This window comes from Desulfatitalea alkaliphila, assembly GCF_022968795.1.
Taxonomy (GTDB): domain Bacteria; phylum Desulfobacterota; class Desulfobacteria; order Desulfobacterales; family Desulfosarcinaceae; genus Desulfatitalea; species Desulfatitalea alkaliphila.
This window is the reverse complement of sequence record NZ_JALJRB010000021.1, coordinates 26342-43369: the sequence shown is the minus strand read 5'-3', so window position 1 is coordinate 43369 and position 17028 is coordinate 26342. Positions and strand designations below refer to the sequence as shown.

The window sequence follows — 17028 nt, the reverse complement described above, 5'->3', positions numbered from 1 at the left end:
AAGTACGGTGGATGGGAACGATCAGGATATCCATTTATAGATTACAGAAAAGGGGGGTGACATGACCGAAATCGTTGAAGTAAAAGGCAGGGAGATTCTGGATTCCCGCGGCAATCCCACCGTGGAGGTCGATCTGGTGCTGGCATGCGGCGCCACGGGACGGGCGGCGGTGCCCTCCGGCGCTTCCACCGGCACCCGCGAGGCACTGGAGATGCGCAACAACCGCGCCAAACGCTACGGCGGCAAAGGGGTGGTCAACGCGGTGAAGAACGTCAACACCACCATCGCCACCGCCATCATCGGTATGGACGCGGCCGATCAGATGGCGCTGGACCAGGCCTTGATCGCCCTGGACGGCACGGAGAACAAATCCAAGCTGGGTGCCAACGCCATCCTGGGCGTTTCCATGGCCGCCACCCGGGCCGCCGCCCAAGCCTACGGTCTGCCGCTGTACCGCTATATCGGCGGCATCAATGCGCACACGTTGCCCATTCCCATGATGAACGTGATCAACGGCGGCGCCCATGCGGCCAACAATATCGACATCCAGGAGTTCATGATCGTGCCCTTCGGCGCCAAGTCCTTTTCACAAGCGGTGCAGATGGGCGCGGAGACCTTTCACGCCTTGAAGAAAATACTCAAAGACAAGGGGCTCAGCACCGCCGTGGGCGATGAAGGCGGCTTCGCTCCGGACCTCTCCTCCAATGCGGAAGCATTGACCCTCATCATGGAAGCCATCGAAGTGGCCGGATACGCTCCCGGCAAGGACATCGGCCTGGCGCTGGACGCGGCCGCGACCGAGTTTTACAAACAGGGCAAATACCACCTCAAATCGGAGAAAAAAAGCTTCACTCCCGAAAAGATGATCGATTATTATGTCGCCCTGTTGGAGAAGTATCCCATCCTTTCCATCGAAGACGGTCTGGCGGAGCAGGATTGGCAGAGCTGGGAGAGCATGACCGAGCAGTTGGACGAGGTGATCCAATTGGTGGGCGACGACATCTTCGTCACCAACCCCAAGATCCTGGCCAAGGGGATCGAAGAGGGGGTGGCCAACGCCATTTTGATCAAGCTCAACCAGATCGGCACGGTCACCGAAACCCTGGACGCCATCGAGATGGCCCGCCTGGCCGGCTACGCCACCGTGATCTCCCATCGCTCGGGCGAAACCGAGGACGCCTTCATCGCCGACCTGGCCGTGGGGGTCAATGCCGGCCAGATCAAGACCGGCTCCATGTCCCGCACCGACCGCGTCGCCAAATACAACCAGCTGCTGCGCATTGAAGAGGAGTTGGGTGATGCCGGCCGCTATGCCCAGGACATTTTCATCGGCGACTGATCGCCGCCGTCGGGAATGCCATCGGCCGCGCTTGCCGGCGTCGATGGCATGCTCCCGGGGACTGCCCTTGGCCATCGAATTGAAGCAATGAAGCAAATGGATCGTATGCCCCGCGCCATCCGAAAATGCAAATCCCTTCGTCCCTTCACCGGATGCGGGCTGTTGCGCGTTTTGATGGCGACCGTGTTGCTGTGGTTTTTTTCCGCCATCCCCGCCCCGGCCGCCATGCTCCAGGGCGCCCATGTGCTGGAACTGATGGTGCGGGCCCTGTCGGGCGCCGACACCCTGCGCGTGGAGCAGTTGGTGGTGTTCGATGAACCGGACGCCGGCGAAGCGGCATCCCGGTCGCTGAATGAAACCCTTTTCTACGCCTTCCCCGGTCGATTGCGATCGGAAACCCCATACCGGCAATCCTTGCGTATTCGCATCACCCGCGATGATCGGCACACAACCCTGGTCGACGGCCGCCCGGTCGCCCGAAAAATCGCCCTTGATGAGCGTTACGGCGAGCTGTTCCTGTTTCGTTCGCGTCAAGATCTGCATCGCATGCTGCTGGCCGACGGTGTGGATGTGGAGAATACCAGCCTGGGCCTTGCGGATGAGCGAATCGTGTATGTTTTGGGCGCCCGCTACCCGGACCCATCGGTACCCCAGGTGTGGATCGATCGCGAGCGGCTGCTGCCGCTTCGTTGGGTTCGCATCCACGGCGATGATCCGACCCGGCGGGTCACCTTCCACTATCGGCAGTGGCGACAACAAGACGGCCAGTGGTATCCCGCACAGATTGCCGTTTACCAGGGCCTGCGCCTGGTCCGGCGCATCGACGTGCGCAAGGTGGAAACCGATGTTGCCTTGCCCGAACATTGGTTCGACCCGGAAAGTTTGATCGCCTCGCCGCCGGTTCCGACAGCGCCTTCCGCGCCTGAAGCGGCGACTACGCCGGACGATCTGTCGGCGGAAGAGGATCTGGTTCGGCAGCTCATCCAGGAAGCATTGCAAGGGCAGATGACCGAAGAAGAATAAGGCCAACAAAACAGGGGGTCGGGGGTGTCGGGGGTGACACCGGCAACCAGTTGCCAGTGTCACCCGCCACCTACCACCCACCACCTACCACCCACAACCCACCACCCACCACCCGCAAAATCCGCCTTTTCTGATTTCCCGCTTTGTGGTAACAAACCACCATCAACCACCACCATCGAAACCATCGGCGGCGGCAACCATTCCATCCACACCGATAACGGAGGCAATGCGGCGGGCATGAGCACAAAAGGGGCCAAATTCATTTTCGTGACGGGCGGTGTACTCTCTTCCCTCGGCAAAGGATTGGCATCGGCCGCCATCGGCGCCCTGCTCGAAAGCCGCGGCTTGACCGTCACCCTGCAAAAGCTGGATCCTTACATCAATGTGGATCCGGGCACCATGAACCCCTTTCAGCACGGCGAAGTGTTCGTCACCGACGACGGGGCCGAAACCGACCTCGACCTGGGCCATTACGAGCGGTTCACCCACGCCCGCCTGGGCCACAACAACAATTTCACCACCGGCAAGATCTACCACCAGGTGATCACCAAGGAACGGCGCGGCGACTACCTCGGCGGCACCGTGCAGGTCATCCCCCACATCACCGACGAAATAAAGAACAGCATACGCCTGGTCGCCGAGGGTGTGGACATCGTGATCGTCGAAATCGGCGGCACCATCGGCGATATCGAAAGCCTGCCCTTTCTGGAAGCCATCCGCCAGTTTCGCGCCGACGCCGGCAAGGACAATGTGCTCTACATCCACCTGACCCTGGTGCCCTACATCAAAACCGCCGGCGAGGTGAAAACCAAGCCCACCCAGCACAGCGTAAAGGAGCTGCGCAGCATCGGCATCCAACCCGACATCCTGTTGTGCCGCACCGACCGCTACCTGTCCAAGGAGATCAAGTCCAAAATCGCCCTGTTCTGCAACGTGGGCACCGATGCCGTGATCACCGCAAAGGACGTGGCTTGCATTTACGAAGTGCCCCTTGTTTTCCACAAGGAGGGGCTGGACAACAAGATCGTCGAACTGCTCAACATCTGGACCCGCACCCCGCGGCTGGAAGAGTGGGAAGTGCTCTGCCGCCGGCTCTGCAATCCCGAATACCGGGTGACCATCGCCGTGGTCGGCAAATACGTGGATCTCACCGAGTCCTACAAAAGCCTCAACGAAGCCCTCACCCACGGCGGCATGGTCAACAAGTGCCAGGTGGCGTTCTCTTTCGTGGACTCGGAAACCATCACCCCCGAAAACTGCGCTGAGATGCTGGGCAACGCGGACGGCATCCTGGTGCCGGGCGGATTCGGTTCCCGGGGGATCGAAGGCAAGATCAGCGCCGTGCGCTTCGCCCGCGAAAACAAAGTACCCTATTTCGGCATCTGCCTCGGCATGCAGATGGCGGTCGTGGAGTTCGCCCGCAACATGGCCGGCCTGGCAGGGGCCCACAGCTCGGAAATCGACACCGCCACGGCCCACCCGGTCATCTACCTGCTCACCGAATGGTACGACGACCAACGGCAAACCGTTCAAACCCGCGACGAGACCTCGGACAAAGGCGGCACCATGCGCCTGGGCGCCTATCCCTGCACCCTGGCCGATGGCACCCTGGCCTACACGGCCTACGGGCAGCGCGAGATTTCCGAACGGCACCGCCACCGCTATGAATTCAACAACCAATACCGCGAACGGCTGGAAGCCGCCGGCCTGAAAATCAGCGGCACCTCGCCCGCGGGGGACCTGGTCGAAATCGTTGAGATCGAGGACCACCCCTGGTTTCTCGGCTGCCAGTTCCACCCCGAGTTCAAATCCCGCCCCATGAATCCCCACCCCCTGTTCCGCGACTTCATCAAGGCCGCCCTGGTGCAGTCCGGGTATCGCAAGGTGTAACGCACCGAGTATGTAGTCCTTTACACAATTCTTGCTAAGCTGTGGTGTGGAATACCTATTCCTTGCCTTTCCTGACCTCCTCTTTATCCTTTCGACAAATTCTCGAATTGTATTCAACTCACTGAAAATAAAGATCAATAGGTTTTAAAAACACTACCCCTTCGATTTTGGCATTGCTGTTGCTTTACGGTTGTCAAGCTTCATGAAAGATCGCAGTGAAAAAGGGGGTGCTCAGATGAAAAAGACGTTCAAATTTGTTTTGCTTACTTCAAGCGTGGCCGCGGTAGTACTGTTGTGTGTCAGCGCCGCGGCAGGCATCGGCGATACACAACCCATGGCGGCAAGGGCTTTCTCGGAACCCATGAGCCTGTTGCTGTTCGGTGTGGGCCTCATCGGTTTCGGTAGTGTCGTAAAGCGAAAATTGCTGCGCTGATCTTCCTTCAGGCTTCCGTAGTCCCCTATTATAACTCACGAAATCCGTATATTGCCAAAAGGCCCATCAGGGTCCGGCATCCTTGCGTCGTGCCTTCCACCCTCCCCCCGTCGGGGGGTGGCACCCACCACTCACAACTCACCACCCACAACTCACCACCCACAACCCACAACCCACAACCCACCCCAACAAGTCCCGGCGGCTTTTTTCGCCCTGCGGATCGGGAGGGTAAATCCGCCGTACGCGACCCGTTCGCCGACTTGTTGGCTGAACTTGGTCTTGCCATGGCGCCCGGATTGAATTAATAATACAAAATTATACGGTTGAATCACATTCCGGTTCCGTGTGGAAAGCGGCCGGCTGGTAGCGACCGGGATTCCGAGGGCCGCGGCTGCAATGATCGAGGAGCGATAGATGGGTCCCCCTTTCAAAGTGTTGATCATCGAAGATACGGAAGAGGTGTTGTCGGCCTTGTGCAAGTATTTCAGGCAAAAGGGGTACGAAGTGCTATCGGCGGCCAACGGCCTGGACGGTCTGAAGGTGATCGAAAATGAAAAGGAAGGTCTGGACCTGATTATCACCGACTTGGTGTTGCCCAACATCAGCGGCGTCGCCGTTATCGCCATTGTCAAGAAAAAGCACCCGCACTTGCCCGTCATCGCCATCACAGGCTGGGGTGAGCATCCCGAGGCGCTCGCCAAGGAGGCCAAAGCCGACTTGGTGATGGAAAAACCTTTCAAACTACCGGAGCTGGAACAAGCTGCTCAGAAGTTGCTGAACAAATAGCATATGGCTGATATGGGACCCCCGATCATAGGTGTTAGCGAAAATATCCGCAAAATTCGCGAACTGGTGGAGCACGTCGCCCACACCGGATTCAACACGGTGATATTCGGTGAAAGCGGCGTAGGCAAAGAGGTCATCGCCCAGAACCTCTACATGAAGTCGCCGCGAATGGGAAAACCCTTCGTAAAGATCAATTGTGCCGCACTGCCCGAAGGGTTGTTGGAGAGCGAACTGTTCGGTTATGAACGGGGTGCTTTCACCGGTGCCGAGCAAAAACGCAAAGGCAAATTCCAATTGGCCCATGGCGGCGTGCTTTTGCTGGATGAAATCGGCGACATGTCCCTCGTGCTGCAAGCCAAACTGCTGCATGTGTTGCAAACCGGCGAATTCGCCCCCCTGGGATCCGAAAAGGATATCAAGACCGACACGTGGGTTATCGCGGCCACCAATCATGACTTGAAGCAAGAAATCATGGAGGGCAAATTCCGGGAAGACCTTTACTACCGGTTGAACATCATCAAAATCGTCATCGCTCCCCTGCGCGAAAGACCGGAAGATATTCCTCCCCTGATCGACTATTATCTTCAGGAATTCGCGTTGCAACTGGGCAGCATTAACGTGCAAAAGCTGGATCCCCATGTCGTCGATCGCCTGATGCGCTACCACTGGCCCGGCAATGTACGCGAACTGCAGAACGTCCTCAAGCGCATGCTGGTACTGGGTGACGCCGACAAGATTGTGGACGAGCTTTTCGAAGCCCCGGAAAATCTTCAGCAAACAGCTCCGCCCGTGCCAAGTCCGGAATCCAACGGCGCCGACCCGGCGCCACCCGTTCGTGGCCGGAACCCCATTTCCGAGTTGCTGGAAATGGACAACAAGGATCTGATCGCCAACGGCGCCTTTTCCCTCAAGGAAGCCAAGAAAAAAGCCGTGGACAAGGTGGAGCGCGAGATCATCACCTACGTCTTGGCCAAAACCGATTGGAATCGCAGCAAAGCCGCCAAGATTCTCAAAGTCAGTTACAAAACCCTGTTGAACAAAATCACCGAGCTCAGCATCAATCCCCCGAGCGGCAACGGTGGGTATCCCTTGGATTGATCCGATGGATTGATCCGAGGTGTCGCCTGCCGGCCGCCGGCAGCAACCTGTGGTGCCGCCGCAACCCCGATTGGTTAAAATATTACCATTCATTTGGTAGATAATTTCATATGGAACGGAACTACGGGCTGCCGGTATCGGGTTTGGTTTGCCGATGGTGAAACCTTGTTTTCGTGGAATTGCCTGTTAATTCAATCGGTAGGTTATGAATGCCGCTTTCGAATCAATTATTCTTGGGCCAAGGTATGAAATTTGCTTGGTTTCTAACATTGCATAACGACAACGACACCACGGTCATCACAACGCAAGCCGGGCAACCAACCCTGCAACAGGAACAAACCGTATCGTCATGAAAACCCGTCACCAAAGCGACCAAGGGGATAGCTGGGTGGATAAAACCATTGAAGATAACGGCGGTCGCCGTAAAAATATCGAGCGTAGGCAGTTCTCCTATACATTCCATATCCCGGAAAGACGAAGGGGAGCGGATCGCCGGAATGTTGAAGACCGGCGACGCGTTCCTCGAAACGGTAACGTTCTTACCCTTTTGGATGCATAGCGGCCAATTCGTTCCTCCGTGCACGCAACACAATCAGTGCGCCCACCCCGGCACTTCTCATGAAGGAAGGTGCGGTCGCGTTTGTTTTCTTTCATCCGAACCGTATCCCCCCGTATCCAAGCACCAGTGCGCCATCCCCATGCCGATTGCACTGATGTCCCAGACATCGACCGATGACCGTCATGGCAATGCAGTTATCAAAAGTGGCATTCCGTTACATAGATGGAATAGGGGGGAGCAGGTCGATCACCGGAGCTGCATCAGCGTTACTTTCTGTTTTCAAATTCCGTATCAAACTGTAAATACTAATTTAATTGCCATTGTGAAACGCGCCTGGATCGGAAGCAGGACGAAACCGGGCCGGCGGCACGTTCCTTGCTTTTTCAGGTGCAACACGAGCGCCCTGAGCGCTTCGGATCGAAACGACAGTGCCCTTATGTCGAAAACGACCAACCTGGATGTAGTAGACAATGGCCACCGCTTCCTTGCAGAAACCTGTTATTGTATTTGCCAAAAGCGCCGCCGAGCGCGGTCATTGGCGCAGCGTGCTCCTTCGGGAACGCCTGCGGGTGTTCTGTTTCGAACGGGAAACCAATTGTTTCGATAACCTCGCCTCCATCGACCCGGCGGCCGTCGTGCTGCGCACCGATTCGACCCCCCTCGTGTGGCGATTCGGCTGCGCCTTGCATGCCTGCAGATCGGGCGCACGGTTACTGGTGCTATCAAAAACAATGATGGAGAACCCCGTACAAACGTCGAATCCGCCGTTTCCGGTGCAGTACCTGGCCTCGGGCTTGGCGGAGCAACTGGATTGCGAAGCGTTGAAGACCACCCTGCGTGCGCCGCTGCCCGCCGCACCGTTGCAAGAGGAACTGCTGGTCGGCGATACGCCCGAGATCCGTGGCATTCGCACCGCCCTTGCAGGGGTGACCAAAAATTGTGATCCCATATTGATTACCGGCGAAAGCGGCACAGGCAAGGAACATCTGGCGCGCATGATCGCCCAACGCATCGACGGCGAAGGCGCCTTTATCCGTTTGGACTGTGCCCAACTCAATGGCGCGAGCGCAGACCACGACCGGATGGCCGCCGCCCACGCGGCCGGAGACGGCTGGTGGCCGGCATCCGTGGTGCAGGCAGGCACGCGCCCCGAGGGAGCGACCGTCTTATTGCACAACGTGCACTGCCTCGACGCTGCAGCCCAATCCAAAATATTGCTGCTGCTGGAGGACAATTGGTGGGCCTCGCGGGTGCTGTTCATCGCCACCGCGGGAGTTGGATTGGCTGATTTGGTTGAGCGGCGCCGCTTTCGTCGCGATCTTTTCTATCGCTTGAACGTGATTCCTTTCTACCTGCCGCCGTTGCGTAACCGCAAACCGGATCTGCCGCTGTTGATGGATCACTTCGTCATAGCGGCGTGCGCCCGGCGCAACAGGAGCTTCATGCTGCCCTCCGCCGACTTGGTCCAACGGCTTTACGGATACCCCTGGCCGGGCAATTTGGATGAACTGTGCGACACTATGCAACGGTTGGTTGACTTGGGCAGCGAAACATCCCTGTTTGCCGAATCGGATCAACCCTGGGCACAACCCACCATCCGCGATACCATGGCCGCCGCCTTTGAAATGGAGGCCGATTTGGATCCCTCCGAAATCCAAAAGTGCATGGCGGCCCTGGGCAGGGTGCCCCTCAAATCGATTTGCGACCATTATGTGCAGCGAACGGAAAAGAAGCTGATGCAACAGGCCCTGGCCGTCACCAGTTGGAATCGCAAGCGGGCCGCGGCCCTGCTCAATATCAGCTACAAATCGATGTTGAACAAAATGAGGAATTATGAGATTGTTTAACATATCGATTTTAAATGACAAAGAAAAAAGGTGCCGCCATGATGAGCATGCCCGCTAAAATCACCCCCGATCTGATCATCGATATGGTTGTGCGACGGCGGTGGATGATCTTGCTGCCCCTTGCCGCCGCCTTGATCGTAGGCATTTACTTGGCTTTTACGATGCCCCGCACCTACGAAGCCAAGACGCTTATTCTGGTCGAACCCCAACGGGTGCCGGAGGCCTTCGTGCGGTCCATCGTCACCGCCGACCCGGGAGAGCGCATCAGCACCATTTCCCAGCAGATCATGAGCCGGACCAACCTGGAAAAAGTCATAAGCGATTTCAACCTCTTCAGCGAACCTGCCCAGGCCAATATGTTTATGGAGGACAAAATCGCAGCCATGCGACGCCAAATATCGGTGGAGGTGATCCGTGACCGGCGCGGTACGGATGCTTTCTCCATCGCCTTCAAGGGCCGCGACCCGGAGCTGGTGACCCGGGTGACCAACGGTTTGGCCGGCTCCTTCATCAACGCCAATATCGTGGTCCGTGAGAGCCAGGCCGCGGGCACCAGTGAATTTTTGGATGCCGAATTGACCGCCATGCGCGACCGTCTCGAGATTCTGGAAGGCAATATCGAAACCTACCGCCGTACCAATATGGGTGAACTGCCCGAACAGCTCGATACCAATCTGCGTATTCTTGACCGCCTGCAGGAAAATCTTTCCAGCCGCCAGCAGAACCTGCGGGATGCCCGCGCCCGCCTTTCCGATTTGACCAACCAGGCATCGGCCCGCGGACCGTCCGTGGTGGTGATCGGCGGCGACCGCCGCGGTGATGAAGGCGGCGCCTCATTGCAGGAGCTCAAAGCCCAATTGGACGCCATGCGCGCGCGCTACACCGAACGCCACCCGGACATTCAACGACTGATCCGTCAAATAGAGGATCTTGAAGCCCGGGAAGCGCAGCGGTTGGCCGCCGATGACGGCAGCACGCCGCCGGCCGCCAATGTGCCGATAGAAGTGCGCGCCCAGGTCAGCGAAGTGCGCCGGGAGATCCAAGCCCTGGAGCGTGAAATCGACGAGCTGCAAGGCCAGGTCGCCTATTACAAAAGGCGCATCGAGAACACCCCGCGGCGGGAACAGGAGCTGCTGGGGCTGCGCCGGGATTATGAAAACATCCAGGCCAGCTACAACTCTTTGCTGGCCCGCAAGATCGAGGCCGACATCGCCGTCAACATGGAACGCAAACAAAAGGGCGAGCAGTTCCGGGTCGTCGACCCTGCCCAGGTGCCGCAACGCCCCATTGCCCCCGATGTGCGCAAAATGTTCATGATGACCATGGCCCTGGGATTGGCCATCGGCGGTGGTTTGGTGTTTCTGACGGAGTTTGTCATTAAGCCGTCCTACCGAAAACCCGAGGATTTGGAAGCCGAATACGGATTGCCCGTGATCACCGCCATCCCACGGATCATGCGGCGTCGCGACAAAGTCCTCAAATGGGCCAATGTCTGCGCTTCGGCCGTTTTCGGGGTTGTTGTGCTGGGTTTGGTCGGTCTCTTCGGATTGCTCACCGTCAAAGGCGTGGAGCCGGTTGCGGCCCTGTTACAAAAGATCGCGGTGCTGTAGGGCGCTGCAACCCACAGCCAAAAGGAATGCTTATGGGAAAGATCTACGATGCGCTGGAAAAGGCCGACAAACAAGAAAAGCCTGCCGAAGGTGGGCGTGCGATGCCCGAAAGGCAGCGAACGGAAAAGGCACCCGAGGAGAACGTGGTGCAATTTGTCGGCAACGCCTTGAAGCACAGTGACACCCGGCTGGATATCAACCTGATCACCTATCACCGGCCCCAGTCGGTTGAAGCCGAGCTGTTCAAGGTGCTGCGCACCAATTTGCTCTTTCCGGCCGAGGGCAATCCGCCCAAATCGATCCTGGTCACCAGCGCCGTACCGGGGGACGGCAAATCCTTCGTCAGCGCCAACCTGGCCATCAGCATTGCCGCCGGGCTGGAAGATTACGTCCTGTTGATGGACTGTGACATTCGACGTCCATCCCTGCACACCTGTTTCGGGTACGGGACCACACGTGGTCTCAGCGACTACCTCAACGGCCAGGCGCCCTTGGAGACATTGCTGCACAAGACACCGTTTCCAAGGCTTACCCTGCTGCCGGGCGGCCGGCCGCCGCGCAATCCCACCGAACTGCTTTCGTCCAAGCGCATGCGAACCATGCTCGACGAGGTGGTGCACCGTTATGATGATCGGTTCATCATCATCGACTCACCACCGCCCTCCATGGCCGCTGAAGTGGCAGCCATCGCCAAACAGGTGGACGGTGTACTGATGGTGGTCCGTTCGGGGAAAACCCCCCGTTCGGCCGTCACCGACACCATCGAGCAGATCGGCAAGGAGAAGATTTTGGGCATCGTACTGAACCAGGCACAACAGTCGGTCAAAAAATATTACGGCTACAGCAAGGGCTATTACCGTGAATAGGCAGTCTGGAAACCGTGAAGCGGATCCGGCACCTCCTTGCCGTTCCTACGCCCACAGGCCGAATGCGGTTGGTCAGCGAATCGCCCGGTAGGGCTTTACGAAACTGGACCGGAACCATGCTGAGACTCTTCAAACAGTACTATCCCGTTCGCAACGCCATCTTCGTTTTCGGCGAGGGGATTTTCATTTTCTTGTCCGTCGTCATTGCCTGCCTGTTGATCATCGGGTCCGATCAAGTGCACTTCGACCCGCCGTTGCTGCTCAAGGTCCTGCTGATCACCATCACCTGCCAGGCCTGCCTGTACTACAATGACCTCTACGACCTGCAAATCACCGACACGCTCAGCGAGCTGGGCATCCGCCTGCTGCAAGCCCTCGGTGCCGCCGCCATCCTGCTGGCGCTGTTCTATTTCCTCTTTCCCGATTTCATCATCGGAGAGGGCATTTTCATCGTCAGCATCGCCTTCGTATTCCTGTTGATTATTGCCTGGCGCATCGGCTACACCCAGATTCTCAACAAGGGCTTGTTCAACCAGAAGATCATGATCATGGGCTCCAGCGACACGGCCCACGAAATCGCCAACGAGATTCAACAAAAAAAGGATTGCGGGTACGAAATCGCATCCGTGCTTTCGGACAAACCGTGGGAAGTGTGGCCCTGCAGCAGCAACGCCGGCATGATCTGCCAGAACCACTTCGACAATGTGTGCGATCTGGCCAAGCAGATGCGCGTCGACAAGATCGTCGTCGCCCTCAAAGAGAAGCGCGGCACCCTGCCCGTCAAGGAACTGCTCAAATGCCGGGTGGACGGCATCGACATTCTGGAAGGCAACACGTTTTACGAGATGCTCACGGGTAAATTGATCGTGGAACAGATCAATCCCGCCTGGCTGATCTTTTCCGAGGGGTTTCAGAAAACAAAAGCCCAGAAGCTGATCAAGCGTACCGTCGACCTGGTGCTCTCCGCCGCCATGCTGATTGTGCTGATGCCCCTGATCCTGTTGGTGGCCATCGTCATCAAGCTGGACTCCAAAGGGCCCGCGATCTTCTCCCAGGAGCGGGTAGGGCGGCACCACAAGCCCTACATGGTGCACAAGTTCCGATCCATGCGCAGCGACGCCGAAAAAGAGACCGGACCGGTTTGGGCCCAGGACAACGACAACCGCATCACCCGCGTCGGCCACTTCATCCGCAAGTGGCGCATCGACGAGCTGCCCCAATTGTGGAACGTGATCAAAGGGCAAATGAGTTTCGTCGGGCCCCGGCCGGAGCGCGAGCATTTCGTCAAGCAGCTGGAAGAGATCATTCCCTATTACGGCGAGCGTTTTTCGGTCAAACCGGGGTTGACCGGTTGGGCCCAAGTGAGTTACGGCTACGGTGCCTCCGTGGAGGATGCCATCGAAAAGCTCAATTACGACCTGTTCTACATAAAGAACATGTCGATTCTGATGGACATCATGATCGTTGCCAGAACGGTCAAAACCGTTCTTTTCGGAAGGGGAAGATGAAGGCTTGTTCACGTTCGATCATTTTTCCGAAAAACACTTTTACAACGGCGACAACACAAACTAAAACAGAACCATCGTTTGCACCCTCTATGTAATCGACCGAGCGGAGCTATGCCGTTCGTCAATCTTCTTCGATTCCAATACCCATACAGCATCAAAGGATCCACCACATGAACGTCTCCATCGTCGGAACCGGCTACGTGGGCCTGGTGGCCGCCGCCTGCTTCGCGGAAATGGGCAACCAGGTCACCTGTATCGACGTCAATCCCACCATCGTCGAACAACTCAACCAAGGCCGCATCCACATCTTCGAACCCGGATTGGAACCCCTTGTCGAGCGCAACCGCCAGGAGGGCCGGCTCACCTTCACCACCGACCTGGCACAAGGCATGGCCGATGCGTTGTTTGTCTTCAATTGCGTCGGCACGCCCCCCAACGGCGACGGTTCCTGCGACCTGCGCTATGTGGACCAGGTGGCCGAAGCCATCGGCCAAACCATGGAAGATTACAAAATCATCGTCAACAAATCCACCGTCCCCGTGGGCACTGCGGACCGCGTGCGCGGCATCATCCAGGAACAACTGGACAAAAGGCAGTGCCGCATCGAATTCGATGTGGTCTCCAACCCCGAGTTCCTCAAAGAAGGCGACGCCGTCAACGATTTCCTCAAACCGGACCGGGTCATCGTCGGCACGGACAACGTCCGCACCGCCAAACTTCTGGAAACCCTATACGGCCCCTTTGCCCGCAGCCGCGACAAGATGATCGTCATGGGCATCCGCAGCGCCGAAATGACCAAGTACGCCGCCAACAGCATGCTGGCCACCAAAATTTCCTTTATCAACGAAATCGCCAATCTGTGCGAAAAAGTAGGGGCGGACATCAAGGATGTGCGCGTCGGCATCGGCTCCGACCGGCGCATCGGCTATCACTTCATCTATCCCGGCGTCGGCTACGGCGGCTCCTGCTTTCCCAAGGATGTCAAGGCCCTCATCCACACCGCCCGCGAGCACGGCATGACCCCCGAGCTGGCCCTCTCCGTGGACCGCGTCAACCAGCATCAGAAGCAGGTGCTCGCCGAGAAAATCAAAACCCATTTCAGCCCGACCCCCCTTACGGACAAAGTGCTCGCCATATGGGGCCTGGCCTTCAAAGCCAACACCGACGACATCCGCGAATCCGCCGCCCTGGATACCATCGAAACCCTCACCGCCCTGGGCATGCGCATCCGCGCCTTCGACCCCGTAGCCGGCGACAACGCCCGCACCGCCCTGGCAGAAAACCCGCTGGTGGAAATCGGGCAGGACCAATACAGCATCCTCCAAAACGCCGACGCCCTGGCCGTCCTCACCGACTGGAACCAGTTCCGCAACCCCGATTTCGCCAGAATCAAAAAACAACTCAACAACCCCCTGATCTTCGACGGCCGCAACCTCTACTCCGCCACCATGCTATCCGGTTTCGGCTTCACCTACCACGCCATAGGCCGTCCCCCAATCATAAACCCAACCCAACAAACCAAAGAAATATAGTGGGTGGTGGGTTGTGGGTGGTGGGTTGTGGGTTGTGGGTAGTGGGTGGTGGGTTGTGGGTAGTGGGTGGAAGGTGGTGGGTTGTTGGTGGAAGGTGGATCCGCTCCGCTTGATCCACCCTACATCCTACACCCTTACAATGCCGACAATGTAGGGTGGATCAAGCGAAGCGGATCCACCAAACCGAACACCAACCTTCCACCCCCAACAAACAACCAACCACCCCCAACCCACCACCCCCAACCCCCAACCAACCAACAAAGGTCACCATGCACACCACACTCGTCACCGGCGCGGCCGGCTTCATTGGTTTCCATCTGTCCCTGCGCCTCCTTCAACAAGGGCGGACCGTCATCGGTGTGGACAACGTCAACGACTACTACGACGTCCGCCTCAAGCAAGCGCGGCTCGAACAACTCAAGGCCCATCCGGAATTCATCTTTCACCGGGTCGATCTGGCCGATCGCGACAGCCTGAACACCATCTTCGCCGACAACGCCGTGCAAATCGTCGTCAATCTCGCCGCCCAGGCCGGCGTGCGCTACTCCCTGGAGAATCCCCAGGCCTACGTCAACGCCAACCTGGTCGGCTTCGTCAACATCCTGGAATGCTGCCGCCACCACAACATCAAACACCTGGTGTTCGCCTCATCCAGTTCCGTCTACGGTGCCAACACCAAAATGCCCTTTTCCGTGCACCACAACGTGGATCACCCCGTATCCCTCTACGCCGCCTCCAAAAAAGCCAACGAACTGATGGCCCACACCTACAGCCATCTCTTCGCATTGCCCTGCACCGGGCTGCGTTTCTTCACCGTATACGGCCCCTGGGGGCGCCCGGACATGGCCCTGTTCCTCTTCACCAAGGCCATCCTGGAAGGCCGTCCCATCCAGGTGTTCAACAACGGCAAAATGCAACGGGACTTCACCTACATCGACGACATCGTCGAGGGCGTCGTGCGCCTGATGGACCACATGCCCCAACCCAACCCCCACTGGAGCGGCAACGCCCCCGACCCCGGCACCTCCTACGCCCCGTACCGCATCTACAACATCGGCAACAACAACCCCGTCCAGCTAACCGACTTCATCACCGAAATCGAAAACGCACTGGGCAAAACCGCCGAAAAACAATACCTCCCCCTACAACCCGGCGACGTCCCATCCACCTACGCCGACATCGACGACCTAACCGCCGCAATAGACTTCAAACCCAGCACCCCCTTGTCACAAGGCATCGCAAACTTCATCACCTGGTACAAAGCCTACTACAACACCTAAAACAAGCCGGTATAAAAGGTGTGGAAAACGAACCTTCTTGACCCTAATGTCCATAATGTCTATTATGGACATATCTTTTTTAATAGAAAAAGCGAGGTTCAAAATGAGAACGATGCCGGCCGGGGAAGCGAAAAATAAATTCGGGGTGCTGATGGATACAGTGCAACGCGAGGCCGTAGCGATATCGAAGAAAGGCCGGACAACAGCCATCGTGTTGCCGGTGCATGAGTATGAGGAATACCAGGCACTGAAACTGGAACGCTTGCGTCGGGAGATTAAAACAGGCATTGACCAGATCGAGCGCGGTGAAGTCATTGACGGGGAAGCATTCTTCGATGAACTTGAAAAAGAGTTGGATGGTTGATGGCGCATTACAAAAACGGAGTGGCACCATAGAAGTTGCCCGTATCCTCCACCCTGCCATGGATCAAGAAAAAGCGATGGAAAAATAATCAAGGGTGGTATCCGAACCCAACAACTCTTACATAATCGTATGGTGGATCAAATCGTAGGGTGGATCAAGCGAAGCGGATCCACCAAACCGAACACCAACCCTCCACCCACCAACCCCCCACCCCCAACAACCAACAACCAAAAACCAAAAACCAACCCCGCACCCATCAGGAGACCCACCATGAAACTCACAAAACCCATGCAACCCATGAAACTAAAAACCCTCATTGCCACCATCCTCACCATCCCCCTGATCACCCTCGCCGCAAACACAACCCACGCCCAAGAATACCGCATCGGCAACGGCGACATCCTCGAAATCGTCACCTGGCGCGAACCCGACTTCTCACGCGAAGAAATCCTGGTCCGCCTGGACGGCCAAATCTCCTTCCCCCTGCTCAACGACGTCCAGGCCGCCGGCAAAACCCCAACCGAATTAAAAAACACCATCGAAACCGGCCTCAAGGAATTCATCTCCGACCCCCACGTCACCGTCACCATAAGAGACGCCGGCAGCCAACGCTTCTACATCCTCGGCGAAGTGGTCAACACCGGCGAGTATCCCCTGCTCAAAGACCTCACCGTTCTCCAGGCCTTCGCCCTCGCCGGCGGCTTCACCGAATGGGCCTCCAAAAAGGAAATCATCCTCTTCCGCCAAGAAGGCGGCCAAGAAAAAGTCATCCAAATCAACTACCGCGACATCATCCGCGACAAAGACTTCCAACAAAACGTAAAAATCCAAGCCGACGACACCATCATCGTCCCTTAAAAAATATACCAACCCCCAACCCCCAACAAACAACC

The 17028-nt window shown here is 57.4% G+C and carries 14 protein-coding genes; all 14 read left to right on the top strand.

Annotated elements, in window-relative coordinates:
• Window positions 1–61 precede the first annotated feature (61 nt).
• The 14 genes from eno (at window position 62) to MRX98_RS16170 (ending at window position 16993) form a co-directional block, all read left to right on the top strand.
• Entirely contained in the window at window positions 62–1339 is a 1278-nt protein-coding gene (gene eno, locus MRX98_RS16235; RefSeq protein ID WP_246912276.1) for a phosphopyruvate hydratase, read from the top strand.
• An 87-nt stretch (window positions 1340–1426) separates the two neighbouring features.
• On the top strand, window positions 1427–2362 hold the full coding sequence (locus MRX98_RS16230; RefSeq protein WP_246912270.1) for an outer membrane lipoprotein-sorting protein: 936 nt from the start codon (window positions 1427–1429) through the stop codon (window positions 2360–2362).
• A 237-nt stretch (window positions 2363–2599) separates the two neighbouring features.
• Entirely contained in the window at window positions 2600–4252 is a 1653-nt protein-coding gene (gene pyrG / locus MRX98_RS16225; protein ID WP_246912267.1) for a CTP synthase, read from the top strand.
• Window positions 4253–4454: 202 nt separating this feature from the next.
• Entirely contained in the window at window positions 4455–4685 is a 231-nt protein-coding gene (locus MRX98_RS16220) for a PEP-CTERM sorting domain-containing protein (RefSeq protein ID WP_246912264.1), read from the top strand.
• Window positions 4686–5099: 414 nt separating this feature from the next.
• Complete coding sequence (locus MRX98_RS16215) at window positions 5100–5471, top strand: response regulator (RefSeq protein WP_246912260.1); 372 nt, start codon at window positions 5100–5102, stop codon at window positions 5469–5471.
• A gap of 12 nt (window positions 5472–5483) precedes the next feature.
• Window positions 5484–6569 carry a sigma-54 interaction domain-containing protein gene (locus MRX98_RS16210; RefSeq protein WP_246912258.1) on the top strand — a complete coding sequence of 362 codons (1086 nt, stop codon included), beginning with the start codon at window positions 5484–5486 and terminating at the stop codon, window positions 6567–6569.
• 1029 nt (window positions 6570–7598) lie between these two features.
• Entirely contained in the window at window positions 7599–8975 is a 1377-nt protein-coding gene (locus tag MRX98_RS16205) for a sigma-54-dependent transcriptional regulator (protein WP_246912256.1), read from the top strand.
• Window positions 8976–8989: 14 nt separating this feature from the next.
• Complete coding sequence (locus MRX98_RS16200; protein WP_246912234.1) at window positions 8990–10585, top strand: XrtA system polysaccharide chain length determinant; 1596 nt, start codon at window positions 8990–8992, stop codon at window positions 10583–10585.
• A 32-nt stretch (window positions 10586–10617) separates the two neighbouring features.
• Window positions 10618–11451, top strand: a complete 834-nt coding sequence (locus tag MRX98_RS16195; protein WP_246912231.1) for a polysaccharide biosynthesis tyrosine autokinase — start codon at window positions 10618–10620, stop codon at window positions 11449–11451.
• A 116-nt stretch (window positions 11452–11567) separates the two neighbouring features.
• Window positions 11568–12959, top strand: coding sequence for a TIGR03013 family XrtA/PEP-CTERM system glycosyltransferase (locus MRX98_RS16190; protein WP_246912218.1), 1392 nt, complete (start codon window positions 11568–11570; stop codon window positions 12957–12959).
• Window positions 12960–13129: 170 nt separating this feature from the next.
• Entirely contained in the window at window positions 13130–14491 is a 1362-nt protein-coding gene (locus tag MRX98_RS16185) for a UDP-glucose dehydrogenase family protein (protein ID WP_246912208.1), read from the top strand.
• Window positions 14492–14760: 269 nt separating this feature from the next.
• Window positions 14761–15771: an NAD-dependent epimerase gene (locus MRX98_RS16180; RefSeq protein WP_246912206.1), complete on the top strand. Its 1011-nt coding sequence runs from the start codon at window positions 14761–14763 to the stop codon at window positions 15769–15771.
• Window positions 15772–15874: 103 nt separating this feature from the next.
• On the top strand, window positions 15875–16135 hold the full coding sequence (locus MRX98_RS16175; RefSeq protein ID WP_246912203.1) for a type II toxin-antitoxin system Phd/YefM family antitoxin: 261 nt from the start codon (window positions 15875–15877) through the stop codon (window positions 16133–16135).
• Window positions 16136–16405: 270 nt separating this feature from the next.
• Complete coding sequence (locus tag MRX98_RS16170) at window positions 16406–16993, top strand: polysaccharide biosynthesis/export family protein (protein ID WP_246912200.1); 588 nt, start codon at window positions 16406–16408, stop codon at window positions 16991–16993.
• The last annotated feature ends 35 nt before the right edge of the window (window positions 16994–17028 follow it).

Bases quoted from the DNA above. Each gene is read 5' to 3' on its own strand.
- MRX98_RS16175 (WP_246912203.1), top strand. From the start codon at position 15,875: ATGAGAACGATGCCGGCCGGGGAAGCGAAAAATAAATTCGGGGTGCTG.
- MRX98_RS16210 (WP_246912258.1), top strand. From the start codon at position 5,484: ATGGGACCCCCGATCATAGGTGTTAGCGAAAATATCCGCAAAATTCGC.
- MRX98_RS16200 (WP_246912234.1), top strand. From the start codon at position 8,990: ATGACAAAGAAAAAAGGTGCCGCCATGATGAGCATGCCCGCTAAAATC.
- MRX98_RS16190 (WP_246912218.1), top strand. From the start codon at position 11,568: ATGCTGAGACTCTTCAAACAGTACTATCCCGTTCGCAACGCCATCTTC.
- MRX98_RS16230 (WP_246912270.1), top strand. From the start codon at position 1,427: ATGAAGCAAATGGATCGTATGCCCCGCGCCATCCGAAAATGCAAATCC.
- MRX98_RS16195 (WP_246912231.1), top strand. From the start codon at position 10,618: ATGGGAAAGATCTACGATGCGCTGGAAAAGGCCGACAAACAAGAAAAG.
- MRX98_RS16185 (WP_246912208.1), top strand. From the start codon at position 13,130: ATGAACGTCTCCATCGTCGGAACCGGCTACGTGGGCCTGGTGGCCGCC.
- MRX98_RS16180 (WP_246912206.1), top strand. From the start codon at position 14,761: ATGCACACCACACTCGTCACCGGCGCGGCCGGCTTCATTGGTTTCCAT.
- MRX98_RS16170 (WP_246912200.1), top strand. From the start codon at position 16,406: ATGAAACTCACAAAACCCATGCAACCCATGAAACTAAAAACCCTCATT.
- MRX98_RS16205 (WP_246912256.1), top strand. From the start codon at position 7,599: ATGGCCACCGCTTCCTTGCAGAAACCTGTTATTGTATTTGCCAAAAGC.
- eno (WP_246912276.1), top strand. From the start codon at position 62: ATGACCGAAATCGTTGAAGTAAAAGGCAGGGAGATTCTGGATTCCCGC.
- MRX98_RS16220 (WP_246912264.1), top strand. From the start codon at position 4,455: ATGAAAGATCGCAGTGAAAAAGGGGGTGCTCAGATGAAAAAGACGTTC.
- pyrG (WP_246912267.1), top strand. From the start codon at position 2,600: ATGAGCACAAAAGGGGCCAAATTCATTTTCGTGACGGGCGGTGTACTC.
- MRX98_RS16215 (WP_246912260.1), top strand. From the start codon at position 5,100: ATGGGTCCCCCTTTCAAAGTGTTGATCATCGAAGATACGGAAGAGGTG.